A 15,466-nucleotide genomic window follows, 5' to 3' on the forward strand; every position below is an offset into this window, starting at 1 on the left:
ACTACCCTCGGCGGCATGAGCGCCCCCGGTCTTCCCCCCTACGGCCAACCGGCGTCGAGCTATCCCGGCGTGATGGCCGGAAGCCCGACGGAGCCGGCCACCAGCGGGCGCACGCTCGCCTGGACCTCGATCGCGCTGGCGGCGCTCGTCACGATCGCGCAGCCGGTGATCCAGATGGTGCTGCTCGGCATGATGAGCGGGCAGGGCTCGAGCCTGACGACGGCGCAGTACGGCCTCGCGACGGCCATCGCCGGCGGCGTGTACTGCGTGATCGCGGTCGTGGGGCTCGTGCTCGGCCTCGTCGCGGCGCGCGGGTCGGCACGCCTGCTCAGCGGGATCGGCATCGGCGCCAACGGCCTCGTGCTGGCCGGGTTCGCGGCCGGCCTGCTCGTGCAGCCGCTCTACGCCGTGCTCTGAGCCGGTTCAGCGCGCGAGCACGCGCTCGTACACCGCGAGCATCTGCGCCGTGCTCGCCGACTGCCGGAACCGCTCGCGCACCGAGGGATCGGGCGCGGGAGCGGTGCCGGATCGGATGTCGGCGGCCGCGCGCCGCAGCGTCGCGGCGAGCGCGTCGACCGACGCATCGGCGTGGCCGGGCTCGCCCACCCGCCACACGCCGGCGCCGACCTCGGCGGCGATGTCGGGGTCGCTCATCACGCTCGGGGTTCCCAGCGCCGCGGCCTCGAACGGCGTCATGCCCTGGGTCTCGAAGCCGATCGACGTCTGCACCAGGGCATCCGCGGCCGCGATGCGCGCGAGGGTCTGCTCGTACGGCAGCCCGCCGAGGAAGGTCACGATCTCGCCCAGGCCGTAGCGGGCCACGACGCGCCGCGCGGCGCGGGACTGCGCGCCGCCGCCGATCACCTCGACCCGCATCGGCGCCCCGGCGCGCGCGACGGCCTCGAGGAACGGCAGCAGCCGCTTCTCGGGGCTCATCCGGCCCACCCAGAGGAACGTCGGCACGGCCGGCGGCGCGGCCGGCTCGACCCGCTCGGCGCGCATGCGGTCGAGCAGGTCGTCGTCCATGCCGTTCCAGATGGCGTCGACCGCGGGGAAAACCCCGTGGCTCTCCAGCCGCCGCGCGAAGTGCCCCGACGGCGCGGTCACCGCCGAGGCCCCCGAGGCGAGCCCCCGCAGGTAGGCCCACCCGTCCGTGCCGCGCCCCGTGCCCGGCAGCGCCCGGCGGCGCCACAGGTTGAGCCCGCGCAGCAGGAGCTCCGGGAACGGCGTGGTCGCCCGCAGGCCCACGTCGACGCGGTTGTGCATCGTGTGCACGACGGGCAGGCCGTGGCGGCGCGCGTAGCGGTAGCCGAGGAACGCGCCCCAGAAGTCCGCCTGCACGTGCACGACGTCGGGCGCGGGACGGTCGCGGAGCGCGCGCTCGACCGCCCCGTCCGCGCGGCGCCCCGGCCAGGTGACCGAGTACTCGCGATCGATCGTCGCGATCATCGACGGCAGATCGGCATACGCCGGGTCGTCGGCGTGGATGCGGGAGCGCGGTCCGTGGCGCCGCGGCGCGACGATCGTCACCGTGTGGCCCGCCCGCTCGAGGTACCGCCGCTGCAGCCGGGTCGAGACCTGCGCGCCGCCCAGCGTCTCGACGTGCTGGTCGGCGAACATGACGATGTGCATGCGCGGGCCTAGGCGGGCAGCGGCTCGCCGCGGTACAGGGCCTCGAAGGTGTCGAGCGTGCGGTTGATGTCGTGCGCCGAGACGATCCGCAGCGACGCCTCCTGCATCGCGCGGCGGTCCTCCGGCGCGGCGGTGAGCACGTCGCGCAGGCGATCGGCGAGCTCATCGACGTTGCCCGGCTCGAACAGGTGCCCGTTCTCGCCCTCGTGCACGAGGTGCGGCAGCGCGACCGCGTTCGCGGCGACGATCGGCAGGCCCGAGGCCATGGCCTCCATCGTCGCGATCGACTGCAGCTCAGCGATCGAGGCGATCGCGAACACGCTCGCCCGGGTCAGCGCGGCGCGCAGCTCGGCGTCGGTGGTGTGGCCGAAGAAGTGCACGCGCTCGCGGATGCCCAACTCCTCGGCGAGCTTCTCGAGGTGCGGGCGCTGGTCGCCGTCGCCCACGAGATCGAGCTTCACGTCGAGCTCCGGGTCGAGCTGGGCGACCGCGCGCAGGATCACGTCGACCTGCTTCTCGGTGGTGAGCCGGCCGACGAACACCACGCGGTTCTCGGTGCGCGGCGACAGGTCGGGCGTGTACTGCTTCTGATCGATGCCGCAGCTGACGGGGATCACCCCGGCGATGTCGATCGTCGACTCGAGGAAGTCCGCGGCCTTGCGCGTGGGCGTGGTCACGGCCGCCGTGAGCCCGAAGGTGCGCTCCGCGTCGGCCCAGGCGAGCTTGACGAACACCTTGTTGAGCGCGTCGGGCAGCAGCGTGTTGTCGAGGATGTTCTCGGGCATCACATGGTTGGTGGCGATCACGGGGATGCCGCGCTTGCGGGCCTCGCGGGCCAGGCCGCGGCCGATGACGATGTGCGACTGGATGTGCACGACGTCGGGGTTCACCCGGTCGAGCACCACGCGGGCCCAGTGCTTGGAGCGCCACGGCCACACGAAGCGCAGCCACTCGTGCCAGAACAGGCGCACCGAGGGGAGCCGGTGCAGCATGAGCGGCTGGCCCTCGATCTGCTCGATCGCGGGCTCCTGCTTGCGGAACCGACGCGCGGGTGCCGACACGTGCACGTCGTGGCCCCGCTCGACGAGGCCCGCGGCGAGGCGCTCCGCGAAGCGGGCGGCGCCGTTGATGTCGGGCGAGAACGTGTCGCAGCCGAGGAGTACGGTCAGCGGCTGCACCGGTGACGTGTGCTGATCAGGCGACGTATGGTCCACCCCACGAAGTTACTAGGACCGCGCCCGGATTCCCCGGCGGCTGGCCGGGATTCGGGGGTTACCCGGAGAAACCCGCGGCGCCGTTCCTCGCCGGCTTCTCGCGCGGCGCCCAGGTGAGGGTGTCGCCCTCGGCCTCGAACGTGATCCGGTGCACCCGCCAGCTGGGGCTCTGGATCGGCTGCACGCGCGTGACGTCGTCCTTCATGCGCTTCACCGCATACGCGATGCCGTCCGCATGCTTGACGCGCTGGACGAACAGATCGCCCGGGTGGAGCGTGTGCAGGGCCGGCAGATCCTCGGCCCGGCCGTCGACCTCGACGTCGGCACGGACGTCGAACACGGTCGTCGTGCCGTGGTTGATCACGCGCAGGCCCCACTCCGTCCAGGTGCGGCCGTCCTCGCCGGCGCGCTGACGGGTGACCCACTGCGCCGTCACCGTGCGGGCCTGACTGGCGATCTCCCGCTCCCGCGCCGCCTGCGAGTCGGCGATCTGCTGCTGCAGCGAGCGCCAGGCGGCCAGGGCGCCGATCGTCGCGAGCACGAGCGCCGCGACGGCCGTGATCGCCGTGATCCAGTTCGGCACCGCGGTGCCCCACACGTCCCCCACGGGGACGATGATGCCAGGTCAGTCCTGCGCGGCCCACCACTCGAGCAGCCGGCGCTCGGCCTCGTCGGCGCCGAGCACGCCCTCGTCCAGACGCAGGTCGAGCAGGAAGCGGTAGGCCTTGCCCACCGCGGGGCCGGGACCGATGCCCAGGAGTTCCTGGATGCGGTTGCCGTCGATCTCGGGGCGGATCGCGTCGAGCTCCTCCTGCTCGCGCAGGGCGGCGATCCGCTCCTCGATGTCGTCGTACGCCTGGGCCAGGCGGGCGGCCTTGCGCCGGTTGCGCGTGGTCACGTCGGCGCGCGTGAGGATGTGCAGGCGCTCGAGCTCATCGCCCGCGTCGCGCACGTAGCGGCGCACCGCCGAGTCGGTCCAGGCGCCCTCGGAGTAGCCGAAGAAGCGCAGGTGCAGCTCGATGAGCTTCGACACCGAGGCGGTCGTGTCGCCGTCGAAGCGCAGCGCCTGCAGCCGCTTGCGCGCCATGCGCGCGCCCACCACGTCGTGGTGATGGAACGTCACGGCGCCGCCGGGCTCGAGCTTGCGGGTGCGGGGCTTGCCGATGTCGTGCAGCAGTGCCGCCAGCCGCAGCGGAATGTCGGGGTCGGCGCCCGGGCGACGCGCGTGCTCGTGCTCGATCGCCTGGGCGAGCACGGTGAGCGAGTGCTCGTAGACGTCCTTGTGGTGATGGTGCTCGTCCACCTCGAGGCGCAGCGCCGAGATCTCGGGCAGGAACTCGTCGATCAGCCCGGTCTCGACGAGCACGCGGATGCCGCGCACCGGATCGTCGGTGCCGAGCAGGCGTGTGAGCTCGCCCTGGATCCGCTCCGGGCTGACGATCTCGAGGGTCGCGCGCAGCCGCTCGATCGCCTCACGCGTGCGCGGCTCGATGTCGAAGCCGAGCTGCGACGAGAAGCGGGCGGCGCGCAGCATGCGCAGGGGATCGTCGCCGAAGCTGACGGCCGGGTCGATCGGGGTGCACAGCACGCCGGCCACGAGGTCCTCGACGCCGCCCGTCGGATCGACGAGCTTCACGCCGGGCACGCGCAGCGCCATCGCGTTGACGGTGAAGTCGCGGCGGACGAGGTCGGACTCCAGGGTGTCGCCGAACTCCACCGTCGGCTTGCGCGTGGCCCCGTCGTAGCTGTCGGCGCGGAACGTGGTGATCTCCACCTGCTCGCCGCGCACGCGCGCGCCGATCGTGCCGAACTCGCGCCCGATGTCCCACTGCGCCGTGCTGATCGGCGTGACGATCCGCAGGATGTCGTCGGGTCGGGCGGAGGTCGTGAAGTCCAGGTCGTGGGTCGGGCGGCCCAGCAGCGCGTCGCGCACCGGCCCGCCGACGATCGCGAGGTCGTGGCCGGCGTCGGCGAACGCCCGGCCCAGCTCGGCGACCACGGGGTGTGCCGCGAGGTCGCCGAGGCGCGCGAGTCCGGCGGCCATGTTGAGCATGGGTTCCAGGGTAGTCGGGGCGCCCTGAGCGGCCGGCGACCCCATCACGGCGATACGCTCGGAGCATGCGTGCGACGATCCTCTCCGGTCCCCGTGACATCCGCGTCGAGGAGGTGCCCGATCCGCAGCTCGCCACCACGGGCGGCGGCGTGGGCCGCGACGCGATCGTGCGCGTGGTCGCGGCGTGCGTGTGCGGCTCGGACCTGTGGCCCTACCGCGGCGTGACCCAGCCGAAGACCCCCAAGCGCATCGGCCACGAGATGGTCGGCGTCGTGGAGCAGGTCGCCGCCGACGTGACGCGCGTGAAGCCGGGCGACTTCGTCATCGCCCCCTTCTACGACTGCTGCGGCGCGTGCGCCAACTGCCGCAACGGCTTCACGACCTCGTGCCTCGAGGCCGGCAGCTGGGGCGGCCGCGATCACTGGGGCCTCGACGTGGACGGCTGCCAGGGCGAGCTCGTGAGGGTGCCGCACGCGGACGGCACGCTGAAGGTCGTCGAGGGCGGGATGCCGGACGAGTCGCTGATCCCGAGCCTGCTGACCCTGTCGGACGTATTCCTCACGGGCCACCACGCCGCGATCTCGGCCGGCGTGCGTCCCGGCTCCACCGTGGCGGTGGTCGGCGACGGCGCGGTCGGGCTCTCGGGCGTGCTCGCCGCCAAGCGCCTGGGCGCCGAGCGGATCGTGGCGATGTCGCGCCACGAGTCGCGCCAGCGCCTGGCCACCGCGTTCGGCGCGACCGACATCGTGCCGCAGCGTGGCGACGAGGGCATCGCGGCCCTCAAGGAGATGTTCGACGGCATCGGTCCCGACGCGGTGCTGGAGTGCGTCGGCACGAAGGAGTCGATGGATCAGGCCCTGCGCTCCGCGCGTCCCGGCGGCCAGGTGGGCTTCGTGGGCGTGCCGAACGGGGGACCGGAGCTGCCGGTGCGCACGATGTTCTCCACGAACGTCGGCGTCCGCGGCGGCGTCGCGCCGGTGCGCGACTACGTCGACGAGCTGCTGCCCGAGGTCCTGGACGGATCGCTGAACCCGGGCGCGGTGTTCGACGCCACGTTCTCGCTCGACGAGTCGGCCGAGGCCTACGCCGCCATGGACGAGCGCCGCGCGATCAAGTCGCTGCTGCGCCCCTGACCTCGGCCGGCGCCTTCTTGGGCCAGATCGTGTAGCTCACGGCCCAGATCGTCTCGACGGCGAAGATCACGCCGAGGATGCCGTACATCCCCGTGAGCGCGGTCACGTCGGCGCCCTCCGCGGCCACGCGGGTGAGCAGCCACAGCACGCCGGCCGCGATCGCGACCGCCAGCCCTGTGCGCGCGACGTCGCCCCAGCACGCCCGGGCGTAGGCGGCGCCGTAGGCCTTGCGCGGCGCCGGGCCGCCCGCGAAGCGATGGGCGAAGCGCGCATCGGCCCAGCGGATCATCCGGTGCCCGTACGCGATCGAGAACCCGAGGTAGGCCGCCGCGAGCGCGTGGGGGAGCGACGCGTCCCCGCCGCCGCGCAGGTCGGCGCCGACCGCGACCAGCAGCACGAGGTCGACCGCGGGCGTGAGCACCAGCAGGGTCGCGCCCAGCCGCGGCGCGCGCAGGATGTACCGCGCCGCAAGGCCGAGCGCGATGAGCACCCAGAAGCCGATCTCGCACGCGACGATGATGCCGAGGATCACGATCCCTCTCCTTTGTAGTACGGGTGTGCCAGAAAGAAACTAGCACGACCGTGCTACTTTGTCGCCATGCCCCGACGGATCGACCTCGACCAGCGACGCGAGCAGCTCGCGGAGGCGGTGTGGAGCACCATCCGCAGCAGCGGCATCGGCGCCGTCTCGGTGCGCACGGTCGCGGCGGCGGCCGGCGTGGCGGTCGGCTCGCTGCGCCACGTGTTCCCGACCCGCGCCGAGCTGCTGCGGTTCTCGGCCGAGCTCATGGTCCGCCGCGCCACCGAGCGGGTGACGGCGACCGTGCCGACCGGCGACGCGCGCGCCGATGCGCTGGCCCTGCTCGTGCACCTGCTGCCCACGCAGCCCGACAGCCGCGCCGAGCTCGAGGTGCAGCTCGCCCTCATCGCGGAGGCGCCCGCGGTGCCCGAGCTCACGCAGATCCGCGATCATTCGATGCGGCAGGTGCGGGCGCTCGCCCGGCACATCGTCGACGCGCTCGCACCCGGCCTGACGACCGCCCGCGCGGAGGCGGAGGAGCGCCGACTGGCCGCGCTCACCGACGGCCTCGCGCTGCAGCTGCTGGCGCAGCCGATCGACGCGCCCCACGCGTGGGCGGTGGGGGTGCTGCGCGACGAGATCGACCGGATCGCCGCCCTCGCCTGAATCCCCGGCGCCCTCCGGGCGACGCGACCGGCTCAGTCCGCGAAGGCGAGGAAGCCGTCGAGCAGCAGCTCGCGGATCGTCGGCAGCAGCGAGGCGCGCAGGGCCGCGGCGTCGGCCTCGAGGATCTGCGCGATCGCATCGATGAGCACGCCCGCCGGCAGCTCGCCGTCCGAGGCGCCGAGGAACCCGGCCAGCGCGGGGTCGGCCTGCACCGAGCGACCGAATCCGCCGCCCTGGCGCAGCTCGATCACGCTCGGCGCCTCCTCGCCGGGGCGGTGGTGGCGCGCCTCGGTCACGTCGGCCGCGGTGCGCAGCCGCGCGGCGGCGAGCGCCTCGTCGTCGAGGGCGGCGGCGCGATCGTGCTCGGCGAGGGCCGCGGCCAGGTGCGAGCCGAGCGCGCCCTCCGACGGGATCGGGTTGGTCACCCGCTCGTAGCGCGCCAGCGTCGGGGCGCCCTCGGCACGGCGCAGCAGCACGTACCCGAAGCCGATCGCGGTCACACCGCGCGCGGCGAAGTCGTCGAGCCACGCGTCGAGCAGCGCGTCGAACGCGGGCGAGCCGGGCACCGTGCCGCCGTCGCGGATCCACATCTCGGCGTAGCGGATGGGATCGAGCTCCTCGCGCTCCACGATCCACGCGTCCAGCGGCACGGGGGCCGATTCGATCCAGCCGCGCACGCGATCGAGCCCCGCCACCCCGTCGCGCGTCTCCCAGTTGGCCAGCAGCTGGGCGGTGCCGCCGGGCGCCAGGTGCGGCCCGACGCCCGTGATCACCCGCTCGACGAGGGCATCGCCGATGAGCCCGCCGTCGCGGTACTCGTAGGCCGGCACGCCCTTCGCGCGGGGCGTGATCACGAACGGCGGGTTGCTCACGATCCGGTCGAACGTCTCGCCCGCGACCGGGTCGAACAGCGAGCCGCCGCGGGTGTCGATCCCGCCCGTCCCGTTCAGCGCCGCGTTGAGCCGGGCGAAGGCGAGGGCGCGCTCGGAGATGTCGGTGGCGACCACCTCGTCGGCGTAGCGGCGGGCCCGCAGCGCCTGGATGCCGCACCCGGTGCCCAGGTCGAGCACCCGCCGCGCCGGCGTGGGCAGCTGCAGGCCCGCGAGCGTGAGCGACGCGCCGCCGACCCCGAGCACGTGGTCCTCGGCGAGCGCACCGCCGCCGAGGGCGAGCTCGTCGAGATCGCTCGCGATCCACCACTCGCCCGGGCCGCGGTCGTCGTGGAACGACTGCGGGCGCACGATCGCGCGGGGCTCGACGACGTCGCCGGCGATCTCGGCCAGCCCCAGCCGCTGCAGCCCCTCGGTGCCGAGCGCGGGGAGCGCGGCGCCGACGTCGGCGAGCGGCTGCGCGATGCCGAACACGAGCAGGCGGGCGAGCACCGCCAGGGCGTCGCGCCGGTCGCCGAGCCCACGCAGCGCGGGGGAGCGCAGCCCGCGGCCGCTCGCGTCGTCGGCCTCCACGCCCCACGCCGCCCGCAGCGCCTCCGTGCGGAAGCGGGCCGCGGCCAGGTCGGCCGCGAACGCGCGGCACAGCTCGGGATCGGCGTTCGGAGTCATGCCCCCATTCAACCCGCTCGGCCGCCCGGCCGGCGGATGGCGGTCGTCCCGGCCGAGGGAGATGTGCCGAGCCGAGGGCGAATCCGCCGATCCCGGGCGGATCCGGGGCGATTCCCCGCGCCTCGGGATCCCCGCCTCCTCCGGCACGCCCACCAGCCGGTACACAGGCCGGTTCGTAGGATGGACCCGGCATGTCCGCTCTTCGTCGTCTCCCCCGCACGACCGCGCGCAGGCGGCGAATCCTCGCCCCCCTCCCCGCGGTGCTCGCGGTGCTCCTGGGGATGTCGGCCTTCGCGCCGACCGCGGCGGCCGCGGAATCCGTCAGCCCCACGCCGTCGGCCGACGACGGATCGGGCCCCCAGCTCACGCTCGAGCCGGTCGACGACGGCCTCGTCGGTACCGAGCCGATCACGGCGAACGTGACGGTGCAGGCGCCGATCGGGCTCGCCGGCGTGCCCGAGGGCACCGTGACCCTGCGGATCGGCACGCAGCCGATCGCCGATCGCGCGGCACTGGACCAGTGGCTCGACGGTGCCGACTCGACGACGTTCACGGATCTCGACACGGCCGACAGCGACGCCCTCGCCGTCGGCGGCACCACGACCGTGGCCCTCGCGGAGGACACCCGCACGACGCCGCGCGCGCCCGGCGTGTACCCGCTGCGCGCGGTGCTCAGCGCGGGCGGCGAGCAGTACCAGGACGACCGCCTCGTGCTCATCGAGGGCGAGACGAGCCCCGCGGTCACGGTCGTCGTGCCGATCACGGCCCCCGCCACCGACCGCGGCCTGCTCACCGCCGACCAGCTGGCGGCCCTCACCGCCCCCGATGGGTCGCTCTCCACGCAGCTCGAGGCGGCCGCCGGCACCCAGGCCGCGCTGGCGGTCGACCCCGCGATCCCGGCGGCCATCCGCGTGCTCGGCGCGCAGGCGCCCGCGAGCGCCCTGGCGTGGCTGGAGCGCCTCGAGACGATCTCGAACGAGCGCTTCGCCCTCGCGTTCGGCGACGCCGACCCGTCGGTGCAGGTCGCCGGCGGCGTCTCGCCACCGCTCACGCCGATCAGTCTCGCGCCCTACCTTCCCGGCGCCGGTGGCCCCGAGCCCACCGCGACGCCCACGCCGTCGCCGACCCCCTCGCCCACGTCGACGGCCGCCCCCGACCCCACCGCGCTCGACCCGGCCGAGCTGCTCTCCATCGGCACCGCGCTGCCGGGGCTGCAGTGGCCCGATCCGAACGCCGTCGACACCGCCACGGTCGAGGCCCTGGCCGCGGCGGGGGAGACCTCGCTCGTGCCGTCCACCGCGACCGCGGCGGGCGTCGACGGATCGGCCGTCCCGTCGCGCGGAGACGGCGCCCTCGTCTACGACGCCGACGCATCCGATCTGCTCTCGCAGGCCGCCGCCACCGCCGAGCAGGCCGAGCGCGACCCGCTCCTCGACGCGGCCCGCGCGTCGATGTGGCTCGCCGCCGCCGAGTCCGGCGCGCCCGTGCTCGTCGCGCTCGCGCGGCAGGGCGGGGTCGACACCGAGGACGACGCCGTCGACCGCGACCCCTCGCCGCGACCGGCCGACGCCGTGCACGACGCGGTGGTCAGCGCCACCTCGTTCGACACCCGCCCGCTCTCGGCCCTCCTCGCCGACGCCCCGCGCCCGGTCGAGATCGCCGGCCCCGGCCCGGCGAGCGACCGTGTCGCGGCCATCGCGGAGCTGCACCACGGCGAGCAGCGCCTCGCGCAGGTGGGCACGGTGCTGAGCGATCCCACGCTGCTGACCGCGCGCGCCCGCGCCGAGGAGCTGCAGCTGCTCGGCGCCTCGTGGAGCCTGCACCCCGAGGCGTGGGCGGCGGCCATGGAGGGCCAGCGCGCCTCGCTCGCCGAGCTCGCCAACGGCGTCGGGATCGTCGTGAGCGACGTGCAGCTGGTCAGCTCCGAGGCGCCGCTGCCGGTGTGGATCCGCAACGACCTGCCCTACCCCGTCACCGTCACGCTCATCACGCGGCCCGACGACACGCGCCTCGCCGTGCAGCGCGTCACCGAGGTCGTGGCCGCGCCCGACCAGAACACGCGCGTGCGCATCCCCGTGGAGGCGACAATCGGCAGCGGCCAGGTCCGCCTCGACCTGTCGCTCGTGAGCCCGACGGGCGAATCGATCGGCACCGCCCAGTCCATGAACGTCACCGTCCGCGCCGACTGGGAGCGCGTCGGGATCGTGATCCTCTCGGTGCTGATCGTGGGGCTTGTCGTGCTCGGCACGATCCGCACCGTCCGCCGGCGCCGCCGCCGTGCGGACGACACCGGGGAGGCCTCGGATGGCTAGCCTCGGCCGCTCCAGCGCCCTCATCGCGGCGGGCACGCTCGCCTCGCGCGTGACCGGGCTGCTGCGCACGATCGTCCTCGTCGCCGTGATCGGCTCGTTCGGCTCGCCGGCGGCCGACGCCTTCGCGACCGCCAACCAGCTGCCCAACAACATCTACACCGTCATCTCCACGGGCATCCTCACCGCGGTGATCGTGCCGCAGATCGTGCGGGTGTCCACGCGCAGCGACGGCGGCCGCGAGTTCATCTCGAAGCTGTTCACGCTCGGCACGGTCGTGCTGCTGGCCGCGACGGCGATCGCGATGATCCTCGCGCCCGTGATCGTGTGGCTGTACGTGCCGAGGTTCTCGGCCGAGCAGCAGGCGCTCGCGGTCGCCTTCGCCTACTGGTGCCTGCCGCAGGTGCTGTTCTACGGGCTCTACGCCCTCGTGGGGGAGACCCTCAACGCCAAGGGCGTCTTCGGGCCGTTCGCGTGGGCTCCCGTGGTCAACAACGTCGTCTCGATCGCGGGCTTCGGGGTGATCATCGCGCTCACGGGCGGCGACGTGACCGAGGTGACCGAGTGGACGCCCGGCATGATCGCGCTGCTCGCCGGCACCGCGACGCTCGGCATCGTCGCGCAGGCGCTCGTGCTGTTCGCGTTCTGGCGCGGCACCGGCCTGCACCTGCGGCCCGACTTCCGCTGGCGCGGCGTCGGGCTGGGCGACATCGGCCGCCTCGCCGGCTGGACGTTCCTCATGATGCTCGTCGGCCAGGTCGCCGGCTGGATCCAGTCGCGGGTGGTCTCGGAGGCGTCGGGCGATGCGGGCATCGCGGTGATGCAGAACGCGTGGCTCGTGTTCATGCTCCCGTACTCCGTGATCGTGATGGCGATCGGCACCCCCTACTTCACGCAGCTGTCGGCGCACGCCCACGAGGGCCGCGACGACGCCGTGCGCGCCGACGTGGGCCGCGCCATCCGCACCCTCGGGCTCTTCGTCGTGATCGCCACCGCCGCCCTCGCCGCGGCCGCCGTGCCGGCCACCCGCGTGTTCACCCAGCGCGCCGGCGACGCGGTGGCGTCGGCGCCCGTGCTGCTCGCGTTCCTCGTGTGCCTCGTGCCGCTGGCGGTGCAGTTCGTCGTGCAGCGCACGTTCTACGCCTACGGCGACACCCGCACGCCGTTCCTGTTCACCCTGTTCCAGGGCGCGCTCGTGATCGGCTTCGCGTACCTGGCCGACGCGATCCTGCCCGTCGAGCTGCTCACGGCCGGCGTCGCCCTGGGCCAGGCGCTCGCGAGCACGCTGCAGGTGGTGCTGGCCACGTGGCTGCTGCGCCGGAGGATCGGATCGTTCGAGCTCGGCCGCTCGCTGTGGGCGCTCGGCCGCTTCGCCCTCGCCGCCGTCCCCGCCGCCCTCGCGGGATGGGGCGTGTACCTGTGGACGGGCGGCGCCGACGGGTGGATGACCGCGAGCATGCTGCAGGGCGCCCTCGGGACCGTCCTCGTCGGCGCCGTCGCCGTCGCGATCTACGTCGCGCTGCTGGCCGCGTTCCGCGCCCCCGAGCTCTCGGTCGCCGGCGGCATGCTGCGCCGGCTGCTCAGGCGCTGACCACGCGGTAGTCCGACCCGGGCTGCACCGCGAAGTCGATCGCCCCGGTGACGGGATCGACCGTGTGCGGCACCGCGCCGCCCGCGTCGTCGATCGCCCGCACCTCGCCGGCGTCCGGGTCGGCCTCGACGGTGATCGTGGAGGTCGACTCGCCGTCCGCGGCGGTGTAGCGGTACTCCGCCCCGGCCGGCGCGACGGGGAACACCTGGGCGTGCACCGCGTCGCCGACCTGATGGACGACGATGCCGCTGCCACCCACGAACGCCGGGATCTTCCCGAACGGCTGCTCGCGATCCTCCAGCGTGACCGGTCCCGTGAACCGCTCGCCCGTCTCGATGTCCATCCACTCGCCCTCGGGCAGGTACACGTCACGCGCCGTGGCCGTCGTGGCGTCGCTGCCGTAGAGCGGTGCGACCAGCAACGAGGGGCCGACCATCCACTCGTACTGCTTCGCCTCGGCCGAGACGAGCCCGTACGTGGCGGGGTCGTCGGGGAACGCGATCGGCAGCGGGGTCGCCGTCGACGGGTACCCGCTCTCGAACGAGGCGATCGCCTCGGAGTAGAGGTACGGCTGGTACTCGGCGTGCCACTGCGCGGCCTTGACCGTCGCCGCCACGAGCGAGGCGTCGCTCATCACCCACGGCTCGTTCCCGAACGACATCGAGGGCGACATCGCGGCGAACATCGCGTTGCGGGCGAGGAAGCGCTGCTTGTCGGCGTTGGTGGCCAGATCGGGCATCATGCGCCCGCCGACGATGTCGGGGTAGAAGTTCGGCTGGCCGCTCGTCGCGTAGGCGAGCCCGTTGATCGCGGTGCGGTCGCGGTCCGCCGGGCCGTGGTTGTAGTCGGTGTCGTTGATCCGCAGGATCGATCCGCCCACGGAGTAGGCGCTGTTGCGCACCATCACGAGGTTGCCGTCCTCGGCGAGCGCCTCGTTGACCGGGTTCACCAGGTCGTTGCGGGGGAACCCGTTGGCCGTGGCGTTGAACATGTGGTCCTCCTTGAAGCCGTCGGCCTCCCACGCGCGGGAGTTCTCGACGAACCAGGCGACCGCCTCGGGATTGTCGGGGTCGAGCAGGTAGACCCGGCCCGCGGGGAACGAGATGGTCGAGAAGGTCCGCGGCGAGCCGTCGGCGTCGGCGATCAGGTAGCCCTTCTCGATCGCCTCCGTCACCCACGGGCCGTCCTTGGCCGGATCGTACGTGCCGCCGTCCTCGGGCAGCGCCGGGAACGACTGCCGCAGCCCCAGGATGAGGGCGATGTCGTTGTCGGCGAAGAACTGCTTGTACGCCGCGGGATCCGGGTACTTCTCGCCCCACATGCCGAAGCTCGAGGTCGTGCCCTGCTGCGTGCCGACGTACGGCCAGAACCCCGATCCGGTCACGGCCCACGAGATCGGGAAGCCGCGCTCGAGGTACTCGGCCACCGACGCGGTGATCGTGGCCTGGTTGGTGTTGTACCCCAGCGCGCCGTACGACTCGTAGCCGACGCCGAAGAACGCATAGTCCGGCCGCGCGTCCGCGTAGCCGGCGTCGTGTCGGGCGTCGCGATAGGCGGCGTAGATCGTCTCCATGTCGCCGAAGAAGTAGTCGATGTCCAGGGCCGTGGCGGCGTTCGCCCCGAGGAGGGTGGCGTCGTCGTCGATCTGGATCGCCTGGCTGCCGTCCCAGAACGCCACCTGCGCGAACCGCCGGTCGGGGAACACCGTGAAGTTCGAGACGAATCGCTGCTCGGTGGTGCCGTCGGCGTTCTGGGCGTAGTAGTCCAGCGCCTTCGTGCCGTACACGTCGAGGTCGCCGCTCCAGCCGCCGAGGTCGCCCAGGCCGTAGGCGGGTGCCTGGCCGCCGGCGAGCTGGCCGCGCAGGTAGGCCGGGCGGTCGTCGTGCGGGGCGAGCCGGAGCGTCACGCGATCGGCGTGCACCGTCACCTCGGGATCGGCGGTGCGCCCGTCCGAGAACAGCACCTCGAACGTCGGGCCGTCCGCATCGGCGCCGACGAGGGTCGCGGCGACGGCCTCGCACAGCTCGGCGGGGTCGCCCCCGAGCAGCAGTCCCGTGTCGGCGTGCGCGCGCGCCACCAGCTCGTCGCCGCTCTTGAGCGCATACCGGGCGCGATCGCGGTCGAGCTCCCAGGCCCAGTCGTCGGCCTGCACCCGCACGACCGTGCCGTGCTGCACGAGACGGTAGCCGTCGAACACCTGCGTGGGCGCGTTGCTGCGCTCCACCGGCGCCGTCACGCTTCCGCACGCGGGCCCGAGCGGCACGAGCCGCACGGCGTCGGCGCGGGTGATGGCCCCGAGCGAGGGCGCGGTCACCGCCGAGCCGTCGCTCGCGGTGACGGTGAGGGCGAGCTCGGCGCCCGCCTCCAGCTCGACGGTGCCCAGCCGATTCCAGCGCGAGCCGTTCGCGGTCTGGTCGACGACCACGGGCTCGCCCTCCTGACCGGTCCAGGCGTATCGCACCCGCTTGCCGTTGTCGACGCTGCTCGTGTAATACGTCTCCACGCCGTAGCGCCCGGCCTCGGGCACCGTGATCACCCATGTCGCGGTGTCTCCCGCCGTGCGGGTGAAGCGCGGGCGGACGCCGTCATAGCTGGGATCGCGCGCGGTCGACCACGAGCCGACCTCGCTGTAGCCGGGCGACTGGGTGGTGGCGACGATCGGCTCGGCGTCGTCGGCCTGCGACGGCGCCGCGATGCCGAGGCTGAGCGCCAAGGCGAGCGCGGCCGCCGCGGCGATGCGGGAGCGGAGGGTTCTGGTGGTCATGCGATCACGTCCTTGTGATGCGGGG

At 73.8% G+C, this 15,466-nt stretch carries 12 protein-coding genes; 5 read left to right on the plus strand and 7 right to left on the minus strand.

The features are described 5' to 3' along the window. Positions 1–15 precede the first annotated feature (15 nt). Complete coding sequence (locus E3O41_RS13115) at positions 16–417, plus strand: hypothetical protein (RefSeq protein WP_067026976.1); 402 nt, start codon at positions 16–18, stop codon at positions 415–417. Between the two features lie 6 nt (positions 418–423). On the opposite strand, the gene E3O41_RS13120 is transcribed toward E3O41_RS13115, so the two are convergent. From E3O41_RS13120 to E3O41_RS13135, 4 genes are all read right to left on the minus strand, one after another. Then, positions 424–1,632, minus strand: a complete 1,209-nt coding sequence (locus E3O41_RS13120) for a glycosyltransferase (protein WP_135012595.1) — start codon at positions 1,630–1,632, stop codon at positions 424–426. Positions 1,633–1,640: 8 nt separating this feature from the next. Next, complete coding sequence (locus tag E3O41_RS13125) at positions 1,641–2,810, minus strand: glycosyltransferase (RefSeq protein ID WP_240482439.1); 1,170 nt, start codon at positions 2,808–2,810, stop codon at positions 1,641–1,643. A 94-nt stretch (positions 2,811–2,904) separates the two neighbouring features. Beyond that, positions 2,905–3,453, minus strand: coding sequence for a hypothetical protein (locus E3O41_RS13130; RefSeq protein WP_067026981.1), 549 nt, complete (start codon positions 3,451–3,453; stop codon positions 2,905–2,907). Positions 3,454–3,471: 18 nt separating this feature from the next. Next, complete coding sequence (locus E3O41_RS13135; RefSeq protein ID WP_067026983.1) at positions 3,472–4,899, minus strand: CCA tRNA nucleotidyltransferase; 1,428 nt, start codon at positions 4,897–4,899, stop codon at positions 3,472–3,474. A gap of 65 nt (positions 4,900–4,964) precedes the next feature. Between E3O41_RS13135 and E3O41_RS13140 the strand changes: the two genes are divergently transcribed. After that, positions 4,965–6,032, plus strand: coding sequence for a zinc-dependent alcohol dehydrogenase family protein (locus E3O41_RS13140; protein WP_067026986.1), 1,068 nt, complete (start codon positions 4,965–4,967; stop codon positions 6,030–6,032). Here E3O41_RS13140 and E3O41_RS13145 read toward each other — a convergent pair. Then, complete coding sequence (locus E3O41_RS13145; RefSeq protein ID WP_067026989.1) at positions 6,010–6,564, minus strand: hypothetical protein; 555 nt, start codon at positions 6,562–6,564, stop codon at positions 6,010–6,012. The two genes, E3O41_RS13140 and E3O41_RS13145, sit on opposite strands and share 23 nt — an antisense overlap. A gap of 66 nt (positions 6,565–6,630) precedes the next feature. On the opposite strand from E3O41_RS13145, the gene E3O41_RS13150 reads away from it, so the two are divergent. Beyond that, the gene (locus E3O41_RS13150) at positions 6,631–7,218 is read left to right on the plus strand and encodes a TetR/AcrR family transcriptional regulator (RefSeq protein ID WP_067026991.1); all 588 of its coding nucleotides are present in this window, start codon (positions 6,631–6,633) and stop codon (positions 7,216–7,218) included. Positions 7,219–7,250: 32 nt separating this feature from the next. Here the strand turns inward: E3O41_RS13150 and E3O41_RS13155 are convergent, their stop codons facing one another. Then, positions 7,251–8,777, minus strand: coding sequence for a DUF7059 domain-containing protein (locus tag E3O41_RS13155; RefSeq protein WP_135012597.1), 1,527 nt, complete (start codon positions 8,775–8,777; stop codon positions 7,251–7,253). 191 nt (positions 8,778–8,968) lie between these two features. Here E3O41_RS13155 and E3O41_RS13160 point away from each other — a divergent pair, with 191 nt between their 5' ends. Both E3O41_RS13160 and murJ read left to right on the plus strand, forming a co-directional pair. Beyond that, entirely contained in the window at positions 8,969–11,089 is a 2,121-nt protein-coding gene (locus E3O41_RS13160) for a DUF6049 family protein (protein ID WP_135012599.1), read from the plus strand. Continuing rightward, positions 11,082–12,677, plus strand: a complete 1,596-nt coding sequence (gene murJ / locus E3O41_RS13165; RefSeq protein ID WP_067026997.1) for a murein biosynthesis integral membrane protein MurJ — start codon at positions 11,082–11,084, stop codon at positions 12,675–12,677. The genes E3O41_RS13160 and murJ overlap by 8 nt, the downstream gene beginning before the upstream one ends. Here murJ and E3O41_RS13170 read toward each other — a convergent pair. Continuing rightward, entirely contained in the window at positions 12,667–15,441 is a 2,775-nt protein-coding gene (locus tag E3O41_RS13170) for a golvesin C-terminal-like domain-containing protein (protein ID WP_135012601.1), read from the minus strand. The two genes, murJ and E3O41_RS13170, sit on opposite strands and share 11 nt — an antisense overlap. Positions 15,442–15,466: the final 25 nt, after the last annotated feature.

The sequence above is a fragment of the Microbacterium sediminis genome, assembly GCF_004564075.1.
GTDB lineage: Bacteria > Actinomycetota > Actinomycetes > Actinomycetales > Microbacteriaceae > Microbacterium > Microbacterium sediminis.